Below are 24,322 nucleotides of genomic sequence, written 5' to 3'. Positions count from 1 at the left end.
GTAAAGAGTGCATTCATTTTGGAGGTGATTAAATGAATAAAGAGTCACCAGAAGAAAAAAGAGAGCGTATGAGACAAAGTGAATTAAAAAGTAATCCTACGGGTTCTTTACATGACGGACTCAATAGAGCGGAAACAGGTAGTTCAGTTGATATAGCAGGTGGTATGAATTGGAAAGGTACAGGGATAATCATTTTAGTACTACTTTTAGGATACATTGTATACACTTATTTTTTCAGTTAAAGAATGCTTGTTAAAATTTTGATTTGTTTAGTTTCATAATTGTTGAGAAAAAATGCAGTTACTGTATTACATATCTTCTAAGCGAATTATAGTTGTTCATATCAACTTTTAATACTCCAAATAGAGCTAGCAAAATGCTAGCTCTATTATTTTTTGCCACATTTCTGTAACAAACCACCTGTATATTCATTGGTGGAGGTGCAGAGGATGAAAAAAATGATAGCGATATGTCTTCTAACAACTATGCCATTTTCGACTTTAGTCGGTTGTGACGTAAAAGGTAGTAATGCTGTACAAGAGTCTAAAATAAAGAAAGCGACGTATAAAGATTTTACTTATGATGTAAATCCAGAAACATTCACAGTAACTGTAGAACATGAGGGTGTAAAGGAACAGGCATCACAACCCCTACCGAAAATGAAGGTATCGAATGTAAAAAAAGAAAAGGATCGTACATCGTGGGAATATCCAGATCAAAAAGTAAAAATAAAATTAGAAAAGAAAAAAGACCACTTAAACATTGAAGTGGAATCGACTGGTGCAGAAAGTTTTACATGGCCGAAAGTAGAAGCTGAAAATTATACACTTCCGTTATGGGAGGGTAAGCAAATTCCGAGCAATGATGAGAATTGGAAGAAGTTTTTAAAGGATGATGCATATTCATTTGCTGAATCATTTTCTATGAAGTTTTTCGCATTAAATGGTTCGAAATATTCAATTGTATATATTGCAAACAATATGTTTAATAATGAATTGAAATTTCATTCGGATCCGAAAATAGGATTTGATTTTACACATGAATTTCCGAGCATAAATAAAAATAAAACATATGGATTTCAATTATATGTGACAAATAATGATGCGGTAAGCATTGCTAAACTGTATAAGGATGATATTGTTCGAAAAGGTGAATTTAAAACATTACAAGAAAAGGCTAGAAAAAATAAAGAAATCGAAAAGTTATATGGAGCGGCGCATTTTTATTTTTGGAATCAAAATGGTTTATCAGAAAGTAATATAAATTGGCCAAAACTAAGAGAGCAAATAAATAGCCCGCTGTTTAGCCATATAAAAGAACTTATTCAAAAGAACAGTTCAGAGCCTGGGGAACTGAATGTATTAGATCAAGTAAGTAAACAAGATTTCATTGATAAGTATCAAAAAAATGTTATTTTACGTTATATAAACGAAGTATTATCTATGAAGGAATTTTATAAAGAGGATATTTTTCAAAACGTTGATCAGGAAGCTAGTGTGCTATTAAAGAAAGGTGTAGGTCACTTAACGAATACAGAATTGTATAGCTTAAATAAGCATTCATTAAAGTCGCTACTTGGTGATGCGGTTGAAGAGGTAAGTAAATGGGGTAATGCAGATGGAACGGATATACTAAAGGAAATGAAAGAGGCAGGAATAGAAAAAGCGTGGATTGGTCTGCCGAACTGGGAACAAGGATTTATGCAACCTAATTTCGTGACAAAAGCTAAGGAAATGGGGTATTTAGTTGGTCCGTATGATTCATATCATTCCATTCATGAAAAAAGTGATAAAAATTGGAACACAGCATCCTTTAATGACCCGTCATTATATGAAGAGGCTACTGTAACGAAGAAAAACGGAGAAAAGGTGCAAGGCTTTTTAGGAAGAGGTCGCAAGTTAAATCCGACTTTATCGCTGCCTAGTGTAAAGGAACGCATGAATGATATATTACAAAATGGTCCTAAATATAATTCATGGTTTATTGATTGTGATGCGACAGGTGAAATTTACGATGACTATTCAGCGAAACATATAACGACGCAAGAGCAAGATTTAAAAGCACGTTTAAAACGAATGGACTACATTGCGCAAGAAAAGGGTATGGTCGTTGGTTCTGAAGGCGGAAATGATTTTGCTAGTGGTACGATTGCATTTGCACATGGAATTGAAACACCTGTTATTAAATGGGACGATGAAGATATGCGGAAAAATAAAACAAGTCCGTATTATGTCGGTGGATATTGGTCACCAAATCAAAATGTGCCTGAAAAATATGCAAAACAAGTACCATTAAAAGAAGAATATAAACAAGTATATTTAAACCCAGTATATTCGGTACCATTATATAAATTAGTATACAATGATTCCGTTATTACAACGCATCATTGGGAATGGGGAAGTTTAAAGGTAAAAGATGAAGTTGGAAATCGAATGCTGTCTGAATTATTGTATAATGTTCCTCCGTTGTACCATTTAGATGAAGTAGAGTGGAATAAGCATAAAAAAGAAATTACAGAGCATCTAAAAGTTTGGAATGAAGTTCATGAAAAAGCAGTAAAAGAAGAGATGACGAATTTTGCGTATTTGTCAGAAGATAAGCTAGTACAATCTGTTTCTTATGGAAAAGATATTAAAATCATTGTGAACTTCTCAAATGAAGACATGGAAGTAGAAAAAACGAAAATAAAAGCAAAGTCGGCTTACATTGATAATCAGGGGAAGAAAAGCGTGTATACGCCGTTTGAGAAATAATAACGTCAAATATACTGTATTCATAGAGATTTTATAATTAGCTGGATTCTTTATTCATATCGTTTGTTAAGAAAAAGACATCCTAATTTAAAATGAAAGAGTTAATAAATTTGTAAATTCATATGTTGCGAAGTGCTAAATTTTTGAAATTGGTAAATAGTGACTTGCCAAAAATAAGTACGAGAGTATAATGTGAAATGGAATACGTATTGGGTTTAAGTAGTAACCTTACAAAATTGTAAGGTTAGTGAAAGGAAATTCAATATGAAGATAAATAGACTTACATTATACTTGGTAAAGAGAAAGAGAGGCGAATGGGTATGAGCTCTGAATTAGAACAAAATACGAGAAGTAATAAAAAGCGTTCTAAAAGAAAGTCAATAAAATGGTTCATATTAATTCCATTTTTCCTACTTATTTTTGGAGGAGTAGGATATGGTTCGTTTATATATAATAAAGCAAAAGCAGTTGTAAATGATGCATATGCAAAAATTGAAAAGTCATCAAAGCGTGATAAAGAAGTTGAACCTTTAAAGGATAATATTTCAATATTAATCATGGGTGTAGATGGAAGTGAAATGAGAAAAAGCCAATATGGCGAAGCAGTTCGAACAGATGCACTTTTATTAGCAACAATTAATAAAGATGATAAGTCTGTTAAGCTAGTAAGTATTCCACGTGATTCACGTGTTTATATTCCAACTAGAAAAAAATTAGATAAAATTACTCATGCTCACGTATTTGGTGGCGTAGAAAGCACACGCGATACAGTGGAAAGATTTTTAAATGTCCCTGTTGATTATTATGTGAAGTTTAACTTTGAATCATTCGTACAAATTGTCGATTCAATTGGTGGTATTGATATTGATGTACCAGTTACTTTCACTGAACAAGATAGTAAAGACCAAGCTGGTATGATCCATTTAGAAAAAGGTTACCAACATTTAAATGGAGAACAAGCACTTGCACTTGCAAGAACGCGTAAAATTGATAGTGACGCAATGCGTGGACAGAGACAGCAACTTGTAATAGAAGCAATTGCCAAAAAAGCGATGTCTGTTCAATCAATTAGCAAAATGGGCTCTTTACTAGATGCGGTTGATAAAAACATGAAAACGAACTTAACATTTGACGATATGCTTGCCATTACAAAAAATATGGCAGGAACTAATTTGGAAATGGAAAAAATGCAAATAGAAGGTACAGATAAACGTATCGGTGGTATTTATTATTACATTCCAAATGAAAAAAATATAAAAGATATTTCAAAAAAATTAAATGATCATTTAGGTGTAACGCCAAAATCAGTTCGAAACGAATAATAAAAAAAGATTGGCTTTTGCCAATCTTTTTTTTGAAGTGGATTAGCAACTTTTTAATAACGTTTTTTTGTTCTAGAAAAATTATACTAAAATCATTTTAATTTATATAAACAAAAGGTGTAATTATACGATATACTAGAGGGGACTATTTGGAAATTAGCTCCTAAAGTTGAAGGAAAGGAAATTCAATTTATCACTATTTATAGAACAATTGAATTGGTGGAAATTGAAACAGGTTAAAGAAAGACTGTTCAAAATGCAATTACATATTCATACACATTGAAGCGATTAAGGTGAAAGATGAAGAGATAGTAATTGCGAAAGATCATTTATCATATATTGACCAGCTATTTTGCCAGATTAATAATTATGTAATAGGTGAAAATATGGTTTAGCTATCGTCAAAAAATGGTGGATCTTCATGGAGATACGTTGAGTCTTATAAGCACATGGAACAATACTTTTGATAAAACTCCCAGTATAATACAAAAAAATCTGTTTACATGGTGAAATAAAAATAAATAGATGTATAATTATATTGGGCGATTTATATATAAGATTAATAGGGAGAGGAATTCGATAGAATGGAAAAAGCTTTAAAAATTAAACAAATAGTAGTCGTTTTAATAGCGATTGCCGCAGTAGCTATTGGGTATTACATGTTCCAATCAATTACTTCACCAGCAAAAGCTGTTGCAAAACAAGAAAATGTAGTGCAGCTTGCAAGTGAACAGCCGAAAGTTGAAATGAATAAAACGGCACCAAGTCGTTTTAATGGAAAAGAAAGAAAAGTTGCTTATCTTACATTTGACGATGGGCCAGGGAAATATACGGCTGAATTATTAAATACGCTAAAACAACATGATGCGAAGGCGACGTTCTTTTTAATTGGAGCGAATGTAAAAGAATTTCCTGATTTAGTGAAACGTGAAAATGCTGAGGGTCATTATGTAGGCATGCATAGTATGACACATAATTTCGCAAAGTTATATAAAAATGGCGAGTATGTAAATGAAATGAAAGAAGATCAAGGTTTAATCGCTAATATTATTGGGAAATCACCTAAATTAACACGTCCTCCATATGGTTCGATGCCTGGATTGAATGAAGGTCTTCGAAATAAAGTGGTAGAAGGCGGATTTAAAGTATGGGATTGGACAATTGATTCATTAGATTGGAAATACAATAAAATGCCAGTTGATGCAGCTGCAGCACAAATTGCTCAAAATGTCTTAACAAACGCAACAAAACCACAAGAAGTAATTTTAATGCATGATATTCACCCGCAATCAGTTGCTGCTGTGCCAGCAATTTTAAAGGGGCTAAAAGAAAAGGGTTATGAGTTTGAAGCTTATCATGAAGAGAGTCACTTTCCAGTGAACTTCTGGCATGATAACCGTATGTAATGGAGGAATGAACGTTGAAGTATGGAAAAGTAGCAGTAGTTGGAGCATTATCAGTAGGGCTTTTAACAGGTTGTTTCGGTGAAAAGCCAGAAGAAAATCTATATACAGCTTTTGAAACAGCAGCAACACAAGAAAAATCTTTAGTGGATGAAGCAAAAAAATTAGAGCAGTTAGAGAAACAAGGGCAAGAATTATATGCTCAAATTTTGCAAGAAGGTAAAGATCATAATGAAGCAGTTGTGAAGAAAATAGAGCAAGCTACTGCAAATGTAGATGACCGTGAAAAAGTATTGAAAAGTGAAAAAGAAATGCTAGAAAAAGCACAGAAGGAAACGAAATCTGTTCAAAGTAATATAGAGAAAATTGAAGATAAGAAGTTACAAAAACAAGCAAAAGCAGTAGAAGAGTCGTATAAAAATCGTTATGATGCATTCAAAAAGATGAATGAAAATTACACGAAAGTATTAGCGACTGAAAAAGAACTGTATGAAAAATTAAAAGTAAAAGAAACGAAATTAAAAGAAATCGGTGAAAAAGTTAAAACTGTTAATGAATTAAATGTGGAAGCACAAAAATCGAAAGAGCAGTTTAACAAATTTACAAAAGAGTATAATGACAGTAAATTAGCATTCTACAAAGATGCAGAGATTAAGATTAAAGATCAGAAATAAAGAAGAATCTTAAGCATAATAAAAAGCCGGAGAAACATCGTTACAAATGTTTTTTCGGTTTTTTATGTTGAATGAATAGAAAAGACTGGAATTGATATCATAAAAGAGTTATAGTGAATTATTCCAAGGGAAATATTGTAAAGTAAGGAGAATGGAAATATGTCATATGAATTTTTACTCAAATTAGGTTTAGCACTCTTTTTAGGATTATTCATCGGGATAGATAGGCAGCTAAAGAATAAACCGCTTGGTGTGAAAACAAGTATGGTTATTTCTGTAGCAAGTTGTTTAATTACGATGGTTTCAATTGAAGCCGTACATGTATATTCTGTTCCAGGGCATACAAATATGGATCCAATGCGTCTAGCTGCTCAAATTGTGAGTGGGATTGGTTTTCTTGGGGCAGGTGTTATTTTACGAAGAAGTAATGATGTTATTTCTGGATTAACGACAGCTTCTATGGTGTGGGCTGCTTCAGCTTTAGGTATAGCAATTGGGGCAGGCTTTTATTTACAAGCGACGGTTGCTATGATTTTAATTATTTTAGCAATTAACGTACTTCCACAACTTGTGAAAATTGCAGGTCCGTATTCATTACGACAAAAGGATTTATCTATAAAAATTACTGTAAAAGAGCATCATGAGTTAGATGGTATATTTAAGCAAATTAAAAATTTAGGTATGCATGTGAAACGAGTGAAAATTAAAGATATAGATAGTGGAGCATTTCAGCAATTGGAAATGGTTATTTTAGCTCCAGAAGATTTATATACAACAGAGTTATATAGCTCCCTGAAAGAGATTGATCGTGTTGTTTCAGTGGAAGTGGAAAGTAGATAATTATGATAAAAAAGAGTGAAGTTGAAGTGACCCCTAAAAGTTAGACACGGTTATTTGATTAGGCAGCTTGATAAAAGTGAGTCCGGTATTGTACCGGGCTCATTTTTAATTTTGCCTTAATCCGTTTCGTATTATAATAATCTATATATTTTTCTAATTCTATTTTAAAGTGCTCTACATTTTCAAATTCTTTTATGTAGAGGAACTCCGATTTCATAATCCCAAAGAAATTTTCTATTACTGCGTTGTCGTAACAGTTGCCTTTTCGAGACATACTCTGGACGATAGCTCTTGATTCTAGTGTACGGACGTATTGTCTCATTTGATAATGCCATCCTTGATCCGAATGCATCAGTAGCTGGTGCGTTTCAGGTAAACGTTCCAATGCTTTCTCTAACATGTCTGAAACAAGCGAATACGTCGGTCTAGAACCAATTGTATAGGTAATAATTTCACCATTATACAAATCTAATACAGGTGATACATACAGTTTTTCTCCAAACAATTTAAACTCTGTGATGTCTGTTACCCACTTTTGATTCGGTGCATCTGTATGAAAATTACGCTCTAAAATATTAGGTGCAATTCTACCGACTTTTCCTTTATAGGATTTATATTTCTTCATACGCACAACACACTTTAACCCAAGCTCTTTCATAATGCGCTGAACCTTCTTGTGGTTCACTTTCTGGCCACGATTCGTTAATTCATCACGAATGCGACGGTAACCATAACGACCTTCATTTTCCTCATAAATCGCTTTAATCTCAGCTTTCAAATCGGCATCTACATCTGGACGATTCATTTTCTTTACTAAATCATAATACGTGCTTCGAGGAATAGTAGCTAGCTCCACGAGTGCCTTCACCGAATATTTATGCCTTAATTCATAGATTACTTGCGCTTTGTCTTGTTTTGTGATTTTTCCTTGTTTTGAACTAAGGCATTTAACTTTTTTAAGTACTCATTTTCCATCTCAAGCTGTTTAATGCGTGCTTCAAGTGCTTCGACTGACCCTTCAGCTAAATGTTGTTTTAATTGTTTATTTGAATCTTTTTTCATGGATGGACGCCCCTTTTTCTTAGATTGAAGGGCATCAATTCCTTGTGTTTCGAGCTGTTTTTTCCAAACAGAAATCGTTGAAGGGGCAGGAATATTAAAGATAGCTGCCGTCTCAAATAAGGACATACCGTTTTCAATCATAAAGTTTAGTACGTCTAGTTTAAATTGTTGTGTGTAATTTGTACATCGTTTTAGAAAAGCTTCCAGACCATTCTGTTTATATTGGTTTACCCAATTCAAAATGATTGTGTCACTTATACCGAGCGATCTACCCATTTCTCGATAACTTTCATTTCCGTTCAAATAACGTAGAACGATTTGTATTTTTTCATCAGCTGTAAATTTAGCCATAGAAAAACTGCACCTCCAATTGTTAGACTGTGTCTAACAATTGGGGTGCAGTTCAAGTGCATTCGCTCTTTTTTTATTTGGATTTTTAAGGAAATAAATTGATATAATGATGAATAACAAGGGGGAGAAATGATGGAAATACATATTAGAAGAGCTATAAAAGATGATATACGAGGTATAGCAAAGGTGCATGTTGATAGCTGGAAAACAACGTATAAAGGTATATTTGCTGACGAATTTTTAGAAAATATAACATATGAGCAACGAGAAAAACAATGGGAAAACATTTTTCAACAAGAAGATACATGCCAATATAGATTTGTAGCAGAGACGTTAAATGGAACGATAGTCGGATTTATTGATGGGGGAGTTGAAAGAAGCGGTGCATATAATTGTGATGGGGAATTATATGCAATCTATCTTTTACAACAGTATCAAGGATTGAAAATAGGCCAAAAGTTATTTCAAGCGTTACTATCAGAATGTGTAAAGAATGATATGCAATCTCTTTTAGTTTGGGTCGTTACGAATAATCCTTCTAAAAAGTTTTATGAAAAATTCAACCCTGAAAAAATTGATACGAAATTTTTAGAGAGAGTAAAGGTAGAAGAAACAGCGTATTGTTGGAGAGATTTGAATTTTTTACAAAAACAAACAGCTATATAGATTGATGCATATAATAGTATTATGTAAACATATCATAGGGAAAGGTATACCTCATTTGGTGTACCTTTTTATTAATCCATCAAAAAATGGATTAATAAAAGTAGGTAATTAGTTTGAAAACAAGAATTTTTCTAGTGTACTTTTAACTAGATTAAAGAAAAGAAAGAAAAAAAGAAAAATTTTATTTGATAAAAAAATTCTGAAATATACTCTTGAATTGAATATCATTATCAATTAGAATCATAATTGATAACGACATTCAATTATCGTTTATTATATAAAATTTCGATAGCTTTAATATAAAGAGGAGGACCAACATGCAGCATGCGAAACAAATCGCAGAACATGCAACATTACAAAGCTTTTTAAACTGTTATTTAAGAGAAACAGGGAGTGGAGAATGGATTACAGAGGATGAAAGAATGAAGAGTATCTTCAGTAATACGTTGAATAGAGATACAGTCCCCACATATTTATGTTGTCGGCTATCGGCACAGAACGTTACTTTGTATGGAGAAGTTATATATAAATCATCAACAGATCGCCATTTGTTTGGAGAAAAATTTTATTATCAAATTGGAGATAGTAATTCTGTTATTAAAGCAGATTACGTTACAGTTATTACATTTTTAATAAAAGAGATGTCTATCAACTACGGAGAAGGAACGAATCCTGCGGAACTTATGCTTCGAGTCATTCGTAGTTGTCAAAATATTGAGGAATTTATAAAAGAGAGAATAGAAGATACATCCGCATTATACGGTTTCCATACAACTTTTATAGAAGCGGAGCAGTCTTTATTATTTGGGCATTTAACTCATCCTACACCAAAGAGTAGACAGGGGATATTGGATTGGAAAAGTGAAATGTATTCTCCAGAATTAAAAGGAGAATGTCAGCTTCATTATTTTCGGGCACATAAAAGTATAGTAAATGAAAAATCATTATTATCAGCTTCTACAACAACGATTATAAAAGAAGAATTAAGTAATGATGAGATGGTTAGTAAGGAATTTATAGCGAAGTACTGTAAGGAAGATCAATATGCATTAATTCCAATTCATCCGCTTCAGGCAGAATGGCTCTTGCATCAAGCTTACGTACAGGATTGGATAGTTCAAGAATTGCTTGAGTATATTGGACCTGTAGGTAAGTATTTTATGGCAACATCATCACTAAGGACGCTGTATCATCCCGATTCGAAGTATATGCTTAAGTTTTCATTTCCGGTGAAAGTAACGAATTCAATGCGTATTAATAAACTGAAAGAACTTGAGAGTGGTCTTGAAGGGAAGGAAATGTTAAATACGGCTATTGGTGAAGTACGAGAAAGATTTCCAGGCTTTGATTTTATTTGTGATCCAGCCTATATTACATTAAATTATGGAACACAAGAATCTGGATTTGAAGTGATTATTCGCGAGAACCCTTTTTATAGTGAACATGCAAACGACGCAACATTAATTGCTGGGCTAGTTCAAGATGCTATACCTGGGGAGCGTACGCGGTTATCGAATATTATTCATCGCCTAGCAGATTTAGAAAGTAAAAGCTGTGAAGAAGTAAGCTTAGAGTGGTTTAGAAGATATATGAATATTTCTTTAAAGCCAATGGTATGGATGTATTTACAGTATGGTGTTGCATTAGAAGCTCATCAGCAAAATAGCGTTGTTCAGCTAAAAGATGGTTATCCGGTCAAATATTATTTCCGTGATAATCAAGGATTTTATTTCTGTAATTCAATGAAAGAGATGCTTAATAATGAATTAGCTGGTATTGGAGAACGTACTGGAAATTTATATGACGACTATATTGTGGATGAGAGATTTCGTTACTACTTAATTTTCAATCATATGTTTGGCCTCATTAATGGTTTTGGCACAGCAGGATTAATTAAGGAGGAAATTCTTCTCTCGGAATTAAGGTCTGTACTTGAATCATTCCTTCCGTATAACCGGGAACCTTCAACATTTTTAAGAGAATTATTGGACGAAGATAAGTTAGCGTGTAAAGCAAATTTACTAACGAGATTTTTCGATGTCGATGAGTTAAGTAATCCATTAGAGCAAGCAATTTATGTGCAAGTACATAATCCGCTCGTTAGAGAAGTGGCTGTTCGTTCATAAATAGCGTTAAAATTTCACGTAATACAAATAATGGTATTTTGTCATAAGGTGGAGGGTTTTATGAGAGTGGACATGTATCATACGAAAGTATTGAAGGCGCTCGAATCAGAAGATTACATTTCAGTACGAAGAAGAGTGCTACGTCAATTAGTAGAATCGTTAATTTATGAGGGGATTATTACACCGGTTCGCATAGAAAAAGAAGAACAAATTCTTTTTATAATACAAGGACTTGATGAAGAAGACAAAAGTGTCACGTACAAATGCTATGGCAGGGAACGGATGACATTTGGACGTATTTCTTTAGACTCATTAATAGTAAGAGTCCAAGATGAACAGCAAGAAATACAATCTGTCTCGCAATTTCTAGAAGAAGTTTTTCGAGTTGCTAGTGTAGAACAAGCCAAATTAGATTCTTTTATGCACGAATTAGAACAAACAATATTTAAAGACACGATTGCACAATATGAAAGAAATAATAAGAAAGAATACAATCAAAAATCTTACGATGAGTTTGAAAGCCATTTAATAGACGGCCATCCATATCACCCTAGTTATAAAGCTCGTATTGGATTTCAATATCGTGACAATTTTCAATATGGATATGAATTTATGCAGCCAATAAAACTCATATGGATTGCAGCGCATAAAAAATATTCCAGTGTAGGGTATGAGAATGAAGTAATTTATGACGAAATTTTAATAGAGGAGATTGGTGAGCGTAAATTAGAAGAGTTTATGGAGCGAATTTGTAATCGGGGATGTAATCCAAAACAGTACGTGTTTATACCTGTTCATCCTTGGCAGTGGGAGAATTTCATCATTTCAAATTATGCGGATCATATACAGGGTAAATTTATTATTTATTTAGGAACATCAGAGGATGAGTATTGCGCACAACAGTCAATGAGAACGGTAAGAAATATTACGAATCCAAAGAAACCGTACGTTAAATTATCGATGAATTTACTCAACACTTCAACACTCCGTACGTTGAAACCGTATTCTGTTGTGAGTGCACCAGCAATATCAAATTGGTTAAGTGATGTTGTAAGTAATGACGCCTATTTAAGCGATGAAGCACGTTTAATCTTGTTAAAGGAGTTTTCCAGTGTAACGTATGACACAAATAAGAAAGCTATATATGGTTCATTAGGATGTATTTGGCGCGAAAGCGTTCACAAGTATTTAGATGCACAAGAGGACGCAATTCCTTTTAATGGTTTATACGCTAAAGAGAAAGATGGTACACCAATTATTGATGCATGGTTGAACAAATATGGAATGAAGGATTGGCTACAATTACTTATTCAAAAAGCGATAATACCAGTTATACATCTTGTTGTAGAGCATGGCATCGCACTGGAATCACATGGACAAAATATGATTCTAGTCCATAAAGAAGGGGTGCCTGTTCGTATTGCGTTAAAGGATTTTCATGAAGGGCTTGAGTTTTATCGTCCATATTTGAAAGAAGTTGATAAATGTCCCGACTTTACTAAAATGCATAGAACATATGCGAATGGAAAAATGAATGATTTCTTTGAAATGGATCGCATCGAATGTTTGCAAGAGATGGTATTAGATGCACTTTTCCTGTTTAATTTAGGAGAATTAGCGTTCGTACTTGCGGATGAATATGGATTGAAAGAAGAACGTTTTTGGATAATGGTTGTTGAAGAAATTGAAAATCATTTAAGAATATATCCACATTTGAAAGGTAGATTTGAAAATATTCAATTATATGCACCTACATTCTATGCTGAACAATTAACGAAACGTCGATTATATATGGATGTGGAATCGCTTGTTCATGAAGTTCCAAATCCATTGTATAGAGTAAGACAACTTATGAAACAAAAATCAGTTGTTACAGGGGGAAATTATGCTAATCGTTAATAAACAAGAGTATAGCAAAAGTGATTTTGAATTGAGATTACAAGTTTATGCGGAAATGGAACAATTTCAAAAAGCAGAAGGAAATAGATTTGCACTTTGTCTGAAAGATCCATTCGATATTATTACGCTTGTGTTTTTCTTAAAAGAAAAGAAATCATCAGTATTACTTATACATGAAGATACGCCAAAAGAAACAGCTATTGAAATGGCAAAGCGTGCAAATTGTGTAGGAATTTTATATGGAGAATATGGGGATTTTACAAAATTAGAAGTAGGGAACTTTTTACTAGAAGAGCCTTCTTTATTGCAATATAGTTCTGGAACTACAGGGGAACCGAAATTGATTCGTAGAGCATGGACAGAAGTTGATACGGAAATTACCGCTTATAATGAAGCTTTAAACTGTGGAGTAGATGAAGTGCCAATCGTTATGGCTCCTGTTTCACATTCATACGGACTAATATGTGGTACGTTATCAGCAATTAAGAGGGGGAGCAAGCCTGTAATCATTACGAACAAAAATCCTAAATTCGCATTAAATATAGTTCGTAATACAGAAAAACATATCATATATGCAGTGCCACTTATGTTACACATTATGGGGAGTTTTCCATTAGGAACGTTTCGGTTTCATAAAATTATGACATCCGGATCGCCTTTGCCAGAAGCACTATTTTATAAACTAAAAGAAATGACAACATTTATGATGCAGCAATATGGTTGTTCTGAAGCAGGTTGTATTAGTATATGTCATGATATGACAAGCCATTTAGATTTAGGGAACCCTCTACCTCATGCGAGTATAAGCATAGGTTCAGATGAAAATGCACCGGAAGAAATCGTCGTGAAAATGAACGATAAGGAAATTTTCACGAAAGATTTAGGGTATAAATCTGAGCGCGGCCTTCATTTTATGGGGCGTATGGATGATGTAATTAACGTTTCAGGATTAAAAGTCTTTCCTATAGAGGTAGAAGAAACAATGCTTCGATTGGAAGGTGTTCAAGAGGCAATTGTATATCGAGGGAAACATCCTGTGATGGGCGAAATAGTTAAAGCGAAAGTGATCTCTCATGTTGATCCAGTGCAAATAAGAGGATGGTGTATTCAGCACTTACCTTCTTATAAAGTTCCGCATGAAATTGAAAGTGTAAATGAAATTCCTAAAAATAAAACGGGAAAAGTAAGTAGAAAGTTACTAGAGATGGGAGAGGTTACAACATGAGACGGGAAGCGTTAAAGAATGCCGTGTTAAAAATTATGATAGAAAAAATGGAACTGAAAAATGTAACGCATTTAGAAGAAACGATGCGCTTAAATCAAGATTTATATATAGATTCGGTAATGATGTTACAGCTTATTGTATACATAGAAATGGATTTAAAGCTATGCGTTCCAGAGGATGAGGTAGATCCAAAAGCATTTCTTACTGTAGGATCTTTGCTTGATTTTATGGAGGAGTTACAGCCGTTACAGGAAGTAAATGTGAATAACTAACCTTTAGGAAAGTGGATGAGAGTATGACTTCAATTAAAGTGCACTGTTTAGTGAGTTGTTTTTGTGAAATTATAAAAAGGCGTAGCGACATTGATTTTCGTCCATTTTATTTTGGACTATGGGATGGAGATTTTGATATAACAGAAGGCGGAATTATTTCATATCACTCTGAAAACATTAACCATGATCATTATTTACTTTGGTTTGAAAAATTGTACGGTATTAAAGTAAACGAATGGTATGATCATGCAAAAGATAAAGATAGCAATGTAGAAATGTTTTTAGAATTAGTAGAAAACAAGCCGGAAAATCGTTATATCATTGTAATGGTTGATATGTCTTTATTGCCAGAGAGGGAAAATAAATTTCATCAAAAACCGTTTCCGCATTATTTAATGATATCAAAAACAGAGAAAGAAGAAGAGTGGTTCATGCTAGATCCTGATTTTCGTTGGGAAGGGAGTATGGAAAGAGAAAAAGTACTTCACTCTGTTCAAGATAACCCATTTGGTGGAGGGTATTTCATTGATATAGAAAGAATTGGGGAGCCAACGCAAGAAACAGTAGCTAGTTATTTCACAGAAACATTCAAAAAGAACGACAATGAACTGACTATGGAACTAAAAAATGTAATTGTAAAAATGGCAAATGAGGAAGAAGGGTATACGCTTTCTGGACTTGTAGCAGCAGTAAAACAAATACCAGTACTTGCAATTCGTAAATATAGTTATGAGCATGCCTTTGCATACTTCCGTGAAACGTTGCAATATTCGGAGCAAGAATTTGATTATTGGTGTGATCGGGTAGAGGATATTGTACAAGGATTTACAAATGTACAGTATCGTGCAATTAAAATGGCAATGACGAATAATAAAGGTATGCTAGTATCGATTATTGAAAAACTGGATGAAATGAATGCAATTGAACTGCAAATTAAGAAGGAATTAGAGAGACAGTTTCTATCATGGAAAGGTATGAAAACAAATCAGTCTGTCGTAACTCTTTAATAAGCTAACTGAATTTAAGATAGGGGAGTTTAATGCTATGAAATATTCGCTATGTACCATTTCATTTCGTCATCAATTAATTTCATTTACTGATATTGTTCAATTTGCATATGAAAACGGTTTTGAAGGAATTGAATTATGGGGGACGCATGCACAAAATTTGTACATGCAAGAACGTGAAACGACAGAACGAGAATTGAATTTTCTAAAGGATAAAAACTTAGAAATTACGATGATAAGTGATTACTTAGATATATCATTATCAGCAGATTTTGAAAAAACGATAGAGAAAAGTGAACAACTTGTAGTACTAGCTAATTGGTTTAATACGAATAAAATTCGCACGTTTGCTGGGCAAAAAGGGAGCGAGGACTTCTCGGAACAAGAGAGAAAAGAGTATGTGAAGCGAATACATAAGATTTGTGATGTGTTTGCTCAGCACAATATGTATGTGCTGTTAGAAACACATCCCAATACACTAACGGACACATTGCCTGCTACTATAGAACTATTAGAAGAAGTAAATCATCCGAATTTAAAAATAAATCTTGATTTTCTTCATATATGGGAGTCTGGCGCAGATCCAATAGACAGTTTCCATCAATTAAAGCCGTGGACATTACATTACCATTTTAAGAATATATCTTCAGCGAATTATTTGCATGTGTTTGAACCTAATAATGTATATGCTGCAGCAGGAAGTCGTATTGGTATGGTTCCGTTATTTGAAGGTATTGTAAATTATGATGAGATTATTCAGGAAGTGAGGGATACGAATCTTTTTGCTTCTTTAGAATGGTTTGGACATAACTCAAAGGAGATATTAAAAGAAGAAATGAAAGTATTAATAAATAGAAATTTAGAAGTAGTAACTTCATAATGTGAAATGATGTGAGAGTCTCGTTTAGAGGCTCTTTTTTTATCGTGAAATAATAACCAAAAATTTCCATGTATTTTAATTTGAATTTTACACAATTTATATATAAATAAGGAGGTGATTGGTAATGGCTAGAAATCGTAATTCTAATCAATTAGCATCACATGGAGCACAAGCGGCTTTAGATCAAATGAAGTATGAAATTGCACAAGAGTTCGGTGTACAACTGGGAGCTGATACTTCTTCACGTGCAAACGGTTCTGTAGGCGGTGAAATCACAAAACGCCTAGTAGCGATGGCAGAACAACAGCTTGGTGGCGGATATACTCGCTAAATGTAGAAGGTTATAGGAGAAAGGAAGGATTCTTCCTTTCTTTTTTTTTCAATTAATTGGTATGGATATATAGCGAACAGAATTCAAAGAATAGAAGTAATACTATATTTTACCCAATTTCTTTTGTTGTGAATGGGAAGTATTAAAGATGTAATAGCCCTGGTGGAATGAAAATTATGTTCCAGCAGGGCTATTATATGGTAAGAAATATATGATGAAAGGTTCCGAAATCAACATGTTAAAAAAAGAAAACTGTTGTTTAATTGCGCTTGCATCAGTTCCACTTGTCATGACATTAGGGAATTCAATGCTTATTCCAATCTTGCCGACAATTGAAAAGAAATTACATATTTCATCGTTTCAAGTATCCATGATTATTACAATTTACTCTATCGTAGCCATTTTACTTATACCGATTGCTGGTTATTTATCAGATAGATGGGGACGAAAGATGGTAATGGTTCCGAGTTTGCTGATTGCGGCTATAGGAGGAGCGATAACTGGCTGGGTATCTTGGAAAGTTGATAATCCCTACATTTGGATACTAATGGGTAGAGCGATTCAAGGTATTGGTGCTGCTGGTGCAATGCCGGTTGTTATACCGTGTGTTGGTGATTTATACAAAGATGAAAAACAAGTTAGTACAGGTTTGGGAATCATTGAGACATCCAATACATTTGGAAAAGTGCTGAGCCCTATTTTAGGATCTGCTCTTGCTGCCATTGTATGGTTCTTACCATTTTGGGCGATTCCAGTTTTATGTGTCGTATCAATTGTTTTATTGCTGGTATTAGTAAAGGCAAAAAAACAAGAAGGGGAAGTACCACCACTAAAAGAGTTTATTCAATCTATTATCTCTACGTTTCGAGAAAAGGGAAGATGGTTAATTGCCATTTTTGCATTAGGTGCAATTATTATGCTTATTTTATTCGGAATTCTCTTTTATTTGTCGACTATACTGGAATCAAAGTATGACATTCATGGTATATGGAAAGGGTGTGTGCTTGCTATCCCGTTACTTGTACTGTCACTTAGTTCATATATGGCCGGTAAAAAAATTGGAGATAATCAAAATGTTATGAAGAAGTGTATTTATATTGGTTTTTTAATGGCAGCTGCATCAGTCATCATTCCTTTATTTATAAAAGGGATTTATTTACTACTTCTTTGTCTTGTTATTATGGGGATAGGAATTGGTATGGCACTCCCATGTTTAGATGCCCTCATTACACAAGGAATTGAAAAGGAGCAAAGGGGAACGGTTACGTCATTTTATAGTTCAATGCGATTTATCGGTGTAGCAGCTGGACCACCTTTATATTCTTTTTTTATGAAAGGGGCGGACCATGAAGTGTTTTATTTGACAAGTATTTTTGCTGCCATTGGTGCTGTTATAGCAATCATTTGGATTAAACCAGCAAAAGATGAAAAGACGGTAAAACAGAAACCGGAACCTACTTCATAATTTATAAGAGAATTGCATGATGTTTTCAGTAACATGCAATTCTCTTACGTTCATTAAGAATAAATAACTTGTTTTAACATATAAAGCGCGACACCCCATATGATGAGACCAGAAAATTTATTTAATAATAAGATTGCCTTTCCGGTTGAGTCTAGTCTTTTTAGAAATTTCCCCGCTAAAGCTAAGCTTATAAACCAAATCCAAGAAACGATAATAGTTGCAAGTGTGAAAGCCCATTTTTCACTTCCTATGTATTGAATAGAATTTGTTCCAATTACACCGATTGTGTCTAAAATTGCATGTGGATTTAATAATGAGACTGATGCTGCGAAAAGGATTTGCTTTTTTAAGGGCATACTTTTTTCTTGTTTTACATCGTTGGAAGGGTTACTTCTCCAAATAACAAAGCCCATATATAGGAGAAAGAAAAATCCAATTATATATAACGAGTTAGTTAGCCAAGAAAAAGTAAGGAGTACAAGGGAGACACCTTGCACCGCAATCAATATGAGTAACGTATCACATATAGAGGCAGTTAATACTACAGGGGCTGCCCTCCAAATGTTTGGTTGGCTCGCACCTTGGTTAAAGACAAAAACATTTTGTACACCTAATGGAATGATAAGTCCAAATGCAAGAATGATACCATGAATAATTGCTTCACTCATCATATTACCTCCTATTTTAATTCATTATGATATTGTATATTGTATAGAAGAAATGAAAATTTGTATCCATCCATATGGTTGGGGAGGTTACCAACCAAAAAGAATATAAGGTGATATGATGGAAAGATTCGTTTGGAAACCGAATATGTCTCTAGCGACGCCGCTGTATAAACAAATAGAAACGTATATAAAAGAAAGGATCGTTAATGGAGAATGGACCGTTGGAACAAAATTACCTTCACAAAGAGATTTGGCCCATACATTTGGTGTGAATCGAAGCACAATTGTAATGGCTTTCGATGAACTAGTTGCGAAGGGATATATTGAAGGGAATGGCAGGAAAGGAACAATTGTTGTAAATAATAATGAGAATGCTTCAACTTACGCACCCCCGCCTAATTGGCAGTCTTATGTAGAAACAGGAGTTCATTATCCGAATCTCCCAGCTATTCAAGAGATTAATCAAGCTGAATTTTATCCACATGTAATTCGGTTAGGAACAGGTGAGCTCGCGCCGAGTCTCTTACCTGAGACAAAGATGAAAGAAATTATGAATAAGCTTTTAAAGTCAAATGTGACGCTTGGGTATGAAGAGCCGAAAGGAAATCTTTATTTAAGGGAAAAGATTTCCGAATACTTAAAGGGGCATGGTGTATATGTATCTCCTGACTCTATATTAATTGTTTCGGGAGCAATTCAAGCGCTGCAACTTATTTCTATGGGGCTTCTTTCGAAAGGGGCATCAATCTTATTAGAGAAACCCTCCTATTTATATTCACTTAATGTTTTTCAATCAGCAGGAATACGTTTAATTGGAATCCCAATGGATGAGAGTGGCTTACATCCATCATTTATTGAGAAATATAAGAAGCAATTTAATGCCTCTATTTTATATACAATTCCGTCTTTTCATAATCCGACGAATTTTAGTATGGATACTAAGAGGCGAAAAGAAATAATGGAAGTATGTAATGAAATTGGATTACCTATTATAGAGGACGCAGTGTATCAAGACTTATGGTTTGATGCACCTTGTTCAAAACCTTTAAAAGCCTATGATAAAAATGGAATCGTATTACATATTGGAAGCATGTCCAAAGTAATTAGTCCAGGTTTAAGAATTGGATGGATTGTTGGACCCGAGCCAGTAATTCAAAGATTGTCAGACATAAAAATGCAAACAGATTATGGTTCAAGCTCTATATCCCAGCAAATTGCAGCAGAGTGGTTTACAAATGGTCTATATGATGAGCATTTACGATTTGTAAGAAGTGAATTGAAAAAACGAAGAGATTTTATGTTACTAATGTTAGATAAATATCTTCGTGAAATAGCAACTTGGCATGAACCAACAGGTGGGTTTTATATATGGGTACATATAAAAGTACCCATTTCATATCGTAGTTTATTTGATAAAGCTCTGCGAGAAAAGGTTTTATTAAACCCAGGTACTTTGTATGATAGAAGTGCAAATCAATTTTTGCGCCTATCATATTCATATGCAACGTTAGAAGAAATTGAAATAGGTATAGAAAAACTTGCACAACTAATGAAAAAGTAAGAGGAGAAAGTCATGAAACAATATGTAATTTGCCAAATGATTGGTGGACATAAATACTTAGCTGCTTATGCGGAGACGAAGCAAGAGGCGATTGAAAAAGCAGAACTGTTAGGATTAAGAACGGGAAATCGTTACATAGTTATTACTGCAGAAGAAGCCGAAGGGTTAACGTATCCTTAAACAATGTACGAGATTATATAGGAAGTAAATAAGCCTAGTAATATAAGAAATTACTAGGCTTATTTACTATTAGGTTGTTAAACGTTCTCGTATTTATATGCAAAGTAATAATATTATGAGTCAAGTTGACGGAAAAATCGATTTGTCTTTCGGTCTTGATTCCCTTTTCTATATTCATCAATATATTGCCTAAAGTTCCAAGCTTGTAAAAATTTATTAGCAGAGTTATAGCCAGAATTGTAAAGCCATTCTTTTTCTTCCTTTGTCAGTTCAAAATTAGTACTTGTAATCGTTCCTGTTGGAATTGTAATGGTTCTTGCTTTTGATTCCTTATCTAAATGACGTAAATCATGGGCTTGCATCATTGTTTTAAATAGTCCTTTGAACATGGAAATAGGCTCGTTATAGCGAGCAGGGTCAGCTTGAATTTCATCCTTTACAAAATGAAATCCGAAAGTCGGCCAGCGAGGAGCGGTAGGTGAATCGAAGATCCAAATTGGATAATTACTTAGAATTCCTCCATCAACCATATAACAAGGCTGCTTCCATTTTGGAGTTCTCCATTTTACGGGTTCAAAGAAGAAGGGGATTGTACTACTCATTCTTACCGCTTTAGCAATAGAGAAGCGAAAATTTAAAAATCCGTAGTTTGGTAAGTCGTCAGGAAAGACAACCATTTTACCATTACTAATATCAGAGGCGATGATCTTGAGTTTGTTTAGATCTGGTAAATCAGTAAATAAATGAACACCTTTTTTTCGAAGTAATTCTTCAATCCATTCTTCTATAAATACATTAGAGTATATACCTAGAGTAGTCCATGCACTTAGTCCCTTACCGATAAAAGGAATTCTATCAATAAAAGTTCTTTTCATAAATTTATTATAATCAATATCAGTTATAATCGTTTTTAACTCTGAACAAGAATATCCTGCCGCTAGGAGCGCTGCAATAATCGAACCAGCCGATGTACCAGCTACACGTTCCCATTCATAACCTTTTTCGGCTAACGCGCAAATTGCCCCAACATGCGCAATACCGCGCACACCGCCTCCTTCAAAAACACCATCAATCTTCATTAAACATACTTCCTTTCGAATAAAAGATTTGGAAATGGCAAAAAAGCACGTATTGTACGTGCTTTTTTGCAATAGTTTTTAAGTTTACTAGCAGCCTACAAAGCCGCCCCAACAACTAGCTCCGATGATGATTAGAAGGATAAATAAAACGATTAATAAAGCGAAGCCTCCGTAACCACAACCGCCGCCACCACCGTATCCGTAACCACAGCAACTATATCCGTAACCCATGTGGAATTCCTCCTTATATTTAAAAATGAACGAGGGGAAAATGTACTGGAAGAACTAAAGAATTATCGTGTTTGTAGGAACAATGTATAGTATGCTTATTTAAACTTGTTCGCGTACGAAGGATAAGCCCGTTTTTTGGAGGCTTGTTGATTTTGTAAAGAATGAAGTATAATCTTTGTACTAAGATACAAATAAGTATGTAAATGTAAGGAGAATTTATGAATAAAAAAATTGAAGTATTAATTGATAAATATGAACTAACACACTTGAAAGAGGAACTTATTAATACTATATTTCCTTGTATAAAAGTTGTGCCAAAGCAGCAGGAAACTGTTGCGATAGGTAGTTCGAAAATGGGGGGATTTCCAGATTTACCAGCTTTATTTGAATATCCAAAGCATAAAGGAAATCCACTACAATTTATCGCGCAATTTAACTTAAGTGATCTACAAAATGTTGGTATGGATCACAATCTTCCTAAAACGGGGATGCTGTATTTCTTTTGCATTGAAAATTATTTTGAAGAAAATGTGAACCTAACAGAAGCTGGGCATGTACTTTATTATGATATTCCTGTAGAGCAATTACGAAGAGAAAATCAAATACAAGCGAAATATAACCAGTGTGCAATTACTTTTGAACTGACATACAAATTACCAGAACTTTTCATTGAAGATGAGGCTGATTCAGATCATTTCTTGCAATTACTTGAAGAGCTAATTCCGGATAACTACGATAACCATCAAATGTTTGGTGAGCCATTCTCTGTACAAGAAGAAGTGTTATATGAGACAGGAGAATATATGGGAGTAGACCCGCAGCAAATGACTCTTTTATTCCAAATTGATTCAGATCATAAAAATTGTAATATGGTTTGGGGAGAACTAGGAATGCTATATTTCTGCATTAGTAATGAAGATTTGAAAAATCGACGTTTTGAAAATACATGCTGCGTATTACAAACTTGCTAATGAAAAAAGGTTGTTCTTTTTAAAAGAACAACCTTTTTATGTGAATTAGTTAATATGCATAATCTCATATGACCTATACGAAAAAGTATTGTATACTCTGAAACTATACGATACTTTTTCGTATAGTTATAGAATATAAGGAGTGACAAGATGGGAAAGACAAGTAAGTATGTGACAGCTGCCGCACTTTGTTCAACTATAGTAATGGGAGGCTTACAAGCGTCATCTGTATCTTATGCAGCTACAAATCCGACTACAGTGACAGCACAATCAGATGTAAAGTTATTAGATGATTTCAGAAAAGAATTAAAAAAACAGATTGATAATCGAGAAGAAAATATTACAATCACATATAAAACAAAAGATAGAAATGCTAGAAATATTATGGATCAATTGTATGGTGAGTTTAATAAAATTGTAGATGCTGATGAGTATGTAAAATATAATGTAGCGTCTACTAGATATTCTATTAAAGGAATGCCAGGGGACTATACGTTTACACTGCAAGTAAAATACCGTGAATCAAAAGAACAAACTCAATATGTAAAAGCTCAGGCGAAAGCAATTGTTGGATCAATTGTAAAACCAGGGATGGATGAGCATGAGAAAGTAAAAGCTATTCACGATTACGTTGTTAAGCATGTGTCTTATGATACGTCTTATCAAGCGTATACGGCATATGAAGCATTAGCGAATCGTTCTGCCGTTTGCCAAGGATATACACTATTAACGTATGAGTTGTTAAAAGAGGCAGGTATTCAAAATCATATTGTAACAGGCACAGGAAACGGACAAGCTCACGCGTGGAATTTAGTAAACATTGAAAACAAATGGTATCACCTAGATACTACATTTGATGATCCAGTACCAGATAAAGCAGGGCGTGTAACTTACTCATATTTTAATATGTCTGACGAACAGTTAAGTAAAGATCACGACTGGGATCGTAGTAAATATCCAGCAGCAACTACAAGTTATTTTGGTGAATTAACAAATAAAATAAAAGCTGGTAGCTCAAAAACTGTCGTATATGAGCAAATGTTAAAAGAAACAAATTTACAATACTTATCTGCGGAATACGGAGCAGAAAATTATAATGAATTTAAGAAAAAGTTACAGCAACAGTTTGCAGCCAAACCAGACAAAGTAGAAGTACGATATAAGCAGTCCATGGATGGAGCGATGCAAGATATAAAGAAAGTATTAAATGAAATAAATTGGCCAAAAGGTGCAAAGCGTGTGTCTTATCAAGTAGCACCATATAGTGCAATGGCCGGTTATTCATTAGCGACAATTACATTTACGTATTAAGTAATGAGAAAGAGCATCTGTAAAAGATGCTCTTTTTATATTTGT

23 protein-coding genes are annotated in these 24,322 nt (G+C 33.9%); 19 read left to right on the top strand and 4 right to left on the bottom strand.

Going from position 1 to position 24,322, the window contains the following annotated elements:
• Positions 1–32: 32 nt before the first annotated feature.
• The 6 genes from MHI28_RS07220 (at position 33) to MHI28_RS07195 (ending at position 6,992) form a co-directional block, all read left to right on the top strand.
• Positions 33–242 (top strand): DUF6366 family protein, encoded by a 210-nt coding sequence (locus MHI28_RS07220; RefSeq protein WP_001031480.1) that lies wholly within the window; start codon positions 33–35, stop codon positions 240–242.
• 207 nt (positions 243–449) lie between these two features.
• A complete protein-coding gene (locus MHI28_RS07215) occupies positions 450–2,753 on the top strand; it encodes a glycoside hydrolase (RefSeq protein WP_000738099.1) in 2,304 nt (767 codons plus the stop codon).
• A gap of 320 nt (positions 2,754–3,073) precedes the next feature.
• Complete coding sequence (locus MHI28_RS07210) at positions 3,074–4,075, top strand: LCP family protein (RefSeq protein ID WP_002083270.1); 1,002 nt, start codon at positions 3,074–3,076, stop codon at positions 4,073–4,075.
• Positions 4,076–4,659: 584 nt separating this feature from the next.
• Positions 4,660–5,481, top strand: a complete 822-nt coding sequence (locus MHI28_RS07205) for a peptidoglycan-N-acetylglucosamine deacetylase (RefSeq protein WP_000409482.1) — start codon at positions 4,660–4,662, stop codon at positions 5,479–5,481.
• Positions 5,482–5,495: 14 nt separating this feature from the next.
• Complete coding sequence (locus tag MHI28_RS07200) at positions 5,496–6,152, top strand: YkyA family protein (protein WP_000873563.1); 657 nt, start codon at positions 5,496–5,498, stop codon at positions 6,150–6,152.
• 159 nt (positions 6,153–6,311) lie between these two features.
• Positions 6,312–6,992 carry an MgtC/SapB family protein gene (locus tag MHI28_RS07195; protein ID WP_000119503.1) on the top strand — a complete coding sequence of 227 codons (681 nt, stop codon included), beginning with the start codon at positions 6,312–6,314 and terminating at the stop codon, positions 6,990–6,992.
• A gap of 58 nt (positions 6,993–7,050) precedes the next feature.
• Here the strand turns inward: MHI28_RS07195 and MHI28_RS07190 are convergent.
• Positions 7,051–8,405, bottom strand: a protein-coding gene (locus tag MHI28_RS07190; protein WP_208730123.1) for an IS3 family transposase whose coding sequence is annotated in 2 segments (ribosomal slippage) — positions 7,051–7,952 and positions 7,952–8,405 — 1,356 coding nt in all. Because the reading frame shifts where the segments join, the coding sequence is not laid out codon by codon here.
• 132 nt (positions 8,406–8,537) lie between these two features.
• Here MHI28_RS07190 and MHI28_RS07185 point away from each other — a divergent pair.
• From MHI28_RS07185 to MHI28_RS07145, 9 genes are all read left to right on the top strand, one after another.
• Complete coding sequence (locus tag MHI28_RS07185) at positions 8,538–9,071, top strand: GNAT family N-acetyltransferase (RefSeq protein ID WP_000402426.1); 534 nt, start codon at positions 8,538–8,540, stop codon at positions 9,069–9,071.
• A gap of 317 nt (positions 9,072–9,388) precedes the next feature.
• A complete protein-coding gene (locus MHI28_RS07180; RefSeq protein WP_001163341.1) occupies positions 9,389–11,197 on the top strand; it encodes an IucA/IucC family protein in 1,809 nt (602 codons plus the stop codon).
• A 60-nt stretch (positions 11,198–11,257) separates the two neighbouring features.
• Positions 11,258–13,096, top strand: coding sequence for an IucA/IucC family protein (locus MHI28_RS07175; protein ID WP_001261817.1), 1,839 nt, complete (start codon positions 11,258–11,260; stop codon positions 13,094–13,096).
• Entirely contained in the window at positions 13,083–14,321 is a 1,239-nt protein-coding gene (locus tag MHI28_RS07170; protein ID WP_000909566.1) for an AMP-binding protein, read from the top strand. Before MHI28_RS07175 ends, MHI28_RS07170 begins: the two co-directional genes overlap by 14 nt.
• Complete coding sequence (gene asbD, locus MHI28_RS07165) at positions 14,318–14,593, top strand: petrobactin biosynthesis protein AsbD (protein ID WP_001250559.1); 276 nt, start codon at positions 14,318–14,320, stop codon at positions 14,591–14,593. Before MHI28_RS07170 ends, asbD begins: the two co-directional genes overlap by 4 nt.
• Positions 14,594–14,616: 23 nt before the next feature.
• Positions 14,617–15,600, top strand: a complete 984-nt coding sequence (locus MHI28_RS07160) for a DUF6005 family protein (protein WP_000200701.1) — start codon at positions 14,617–14,619, stop codon at positions 15,598–15,600.
• Between the two features lie 37 nt (positions 15,601–15,637).
• The gene (locus tag MHI28_RS07155; protein WP_000877677.1) at positions 15,638–16,480 is read left to right on the top strand and encodes a sugar phosphate isomerase/epimerase family protein; all 843 of its coding nucleotides are present in this window, start codon (positions 15,638–15,640) and stop codon (positions 16,478–16,480) included.
• A 124-nt stretch (positions 16,481–16,604) separates the two neighbouring features.
• A complete protein-coding gene (locus MHI28_RS07150; protein WP_000113545.1) occupies positions 16,605–16,811 on the top strand; it encodes an alpha/beta-type small acid-soluble spore protein in 207 nt (68 codons plus the stop codon).
• A 235-nt stretch (positions 16,812–17,046) separates the two neighbouring features.
• Positions 17,047–18,276, top strand: coding sequence for an MFS transporter (locus tag MHI28_RS07145; RefSeq protein WP_002083274.1), 1,230 nt, complete (start codon positions 17,047–17,049; stop codon positions 18,274–18,276).
• A 53-nt stretch (positions 18,277–18,329) separates the two neighbouring features.
• On the opposite strand, the gene MHI28_RS07140 is transcribed toward MHI28_RS07145, so the two are convergent.
• A complete protein-coding gene (locus MHI28_RS07140) occupies positions 18,330–18,944 on the bottom strand; it encodes a LysE/ArgO family amino acid transporter (protein WP_001287302.1) in 615 nt (204 codons plus the stop codon).
• A 118-nt stretch (positions 18,945–19,062) separates the two neighbouring features.
• Here MHI28_RS07140 and MHI28_RS07135 point away from each other — a divergent pair, with 118 nt between their 5' ends.
• Both MHI28_RS07135 and MHI28_RS07130 read left to right on the top strand, forming a co-directional pair.
• On the top strand, positions 19,063–20,505 hold the full coding sequence (locus MHI28_RS07135) for an aminotransferase-like domain-containing protein (protein ID WP_086397413.1): 1,443 nt from the start codon (positions 19,063–19,065) through the stop codon (positions 20,503–20,505).
• A gap of 12 nt (positions 20,506–20,517) precedes the next feature.
• Positions 20,518–20,685, top strand: a complete 168-nt coding sequence (locus MHI28_RS07130) for a DUF3933 family protein (protein WP_000816388.1) — start codon at positions 20,518–20,520, stop codon at positions 20,683–20,685.
• A gap of 113 nt (positions 20,686–20,798) precedes the next feature.
• Here MHI28_RS07130 and MHI28_RS07125 read toward each other — a convergent pair whose 3' ends face one another.
• Together MHI28_RS07125 and MHI28_RS07120 are read right to left on the bottom strand one after the other, a co-directional pair.
• Complete coding sequence (locus MHI28_RS07125; protein ID WP_000686797.1) at positions 20,799–21,764, bottom strand: patatin-like phospholipase family protein; 966 nt, start codon at positions 21,762–21,764, stop codon at positions 20,799–20,801.
• An 87-nt stretch (positions 21,765–21,851) separates the two neighbouring features.
• Complete coding sequence (locus tag MHI28_RS07120; protein WP_000540420.1) at positions 21,852–21,995, bottom strand: YjcZ family sporulation protein; 144 nt, start codon at positions 21,993–21,995, stop codon at positions 21,852–21,854.
• A gap of 218 nt (positions 21,996–22,213) precedes the next feature.
• Here MHI28_RS07120 and MHI28_RS07115 point away from each other — a divergent pair, with 218 nt between their 5' ends.
• The gene (locus MHI28_RS07115) at positions 22,214–22,966 is read left to right on the top strand and encodes a YwqG family protein (protein ID WP_001034829.1); all 753 of its coding nucleotides are present in this window, start codon (positions 22,214–22,216) and stop codon (positions 22,964–22,966) included.
• 150 nt (positions 22,967–23,116) lie between these two features.
• Entirely contained in the window at positions 23,117–24,277 is a 1,161-nt protein-coding gene (locus MHI28_RS07110) for a transglutaminase domain-containing protein (protein WP_000520848.1), read from the top strand.
• Positions 24,278–24,322 lie beyond the last annotated feature (45 nt).

This window comes from Bacillus sp. FSL K6-0268 (assembly GCF_038005425.1).
In the GTDB taxonomy this organism is placed as follows: Bacteria; Bacillota; Bacilli; order Bacillales; family Bacillaceae_G; genus Bacillus_A; species Bacillus_A thuringiensis_S.
This window is presented reverse-complemented; position numbering and strand designations above follow the sequence as displayed.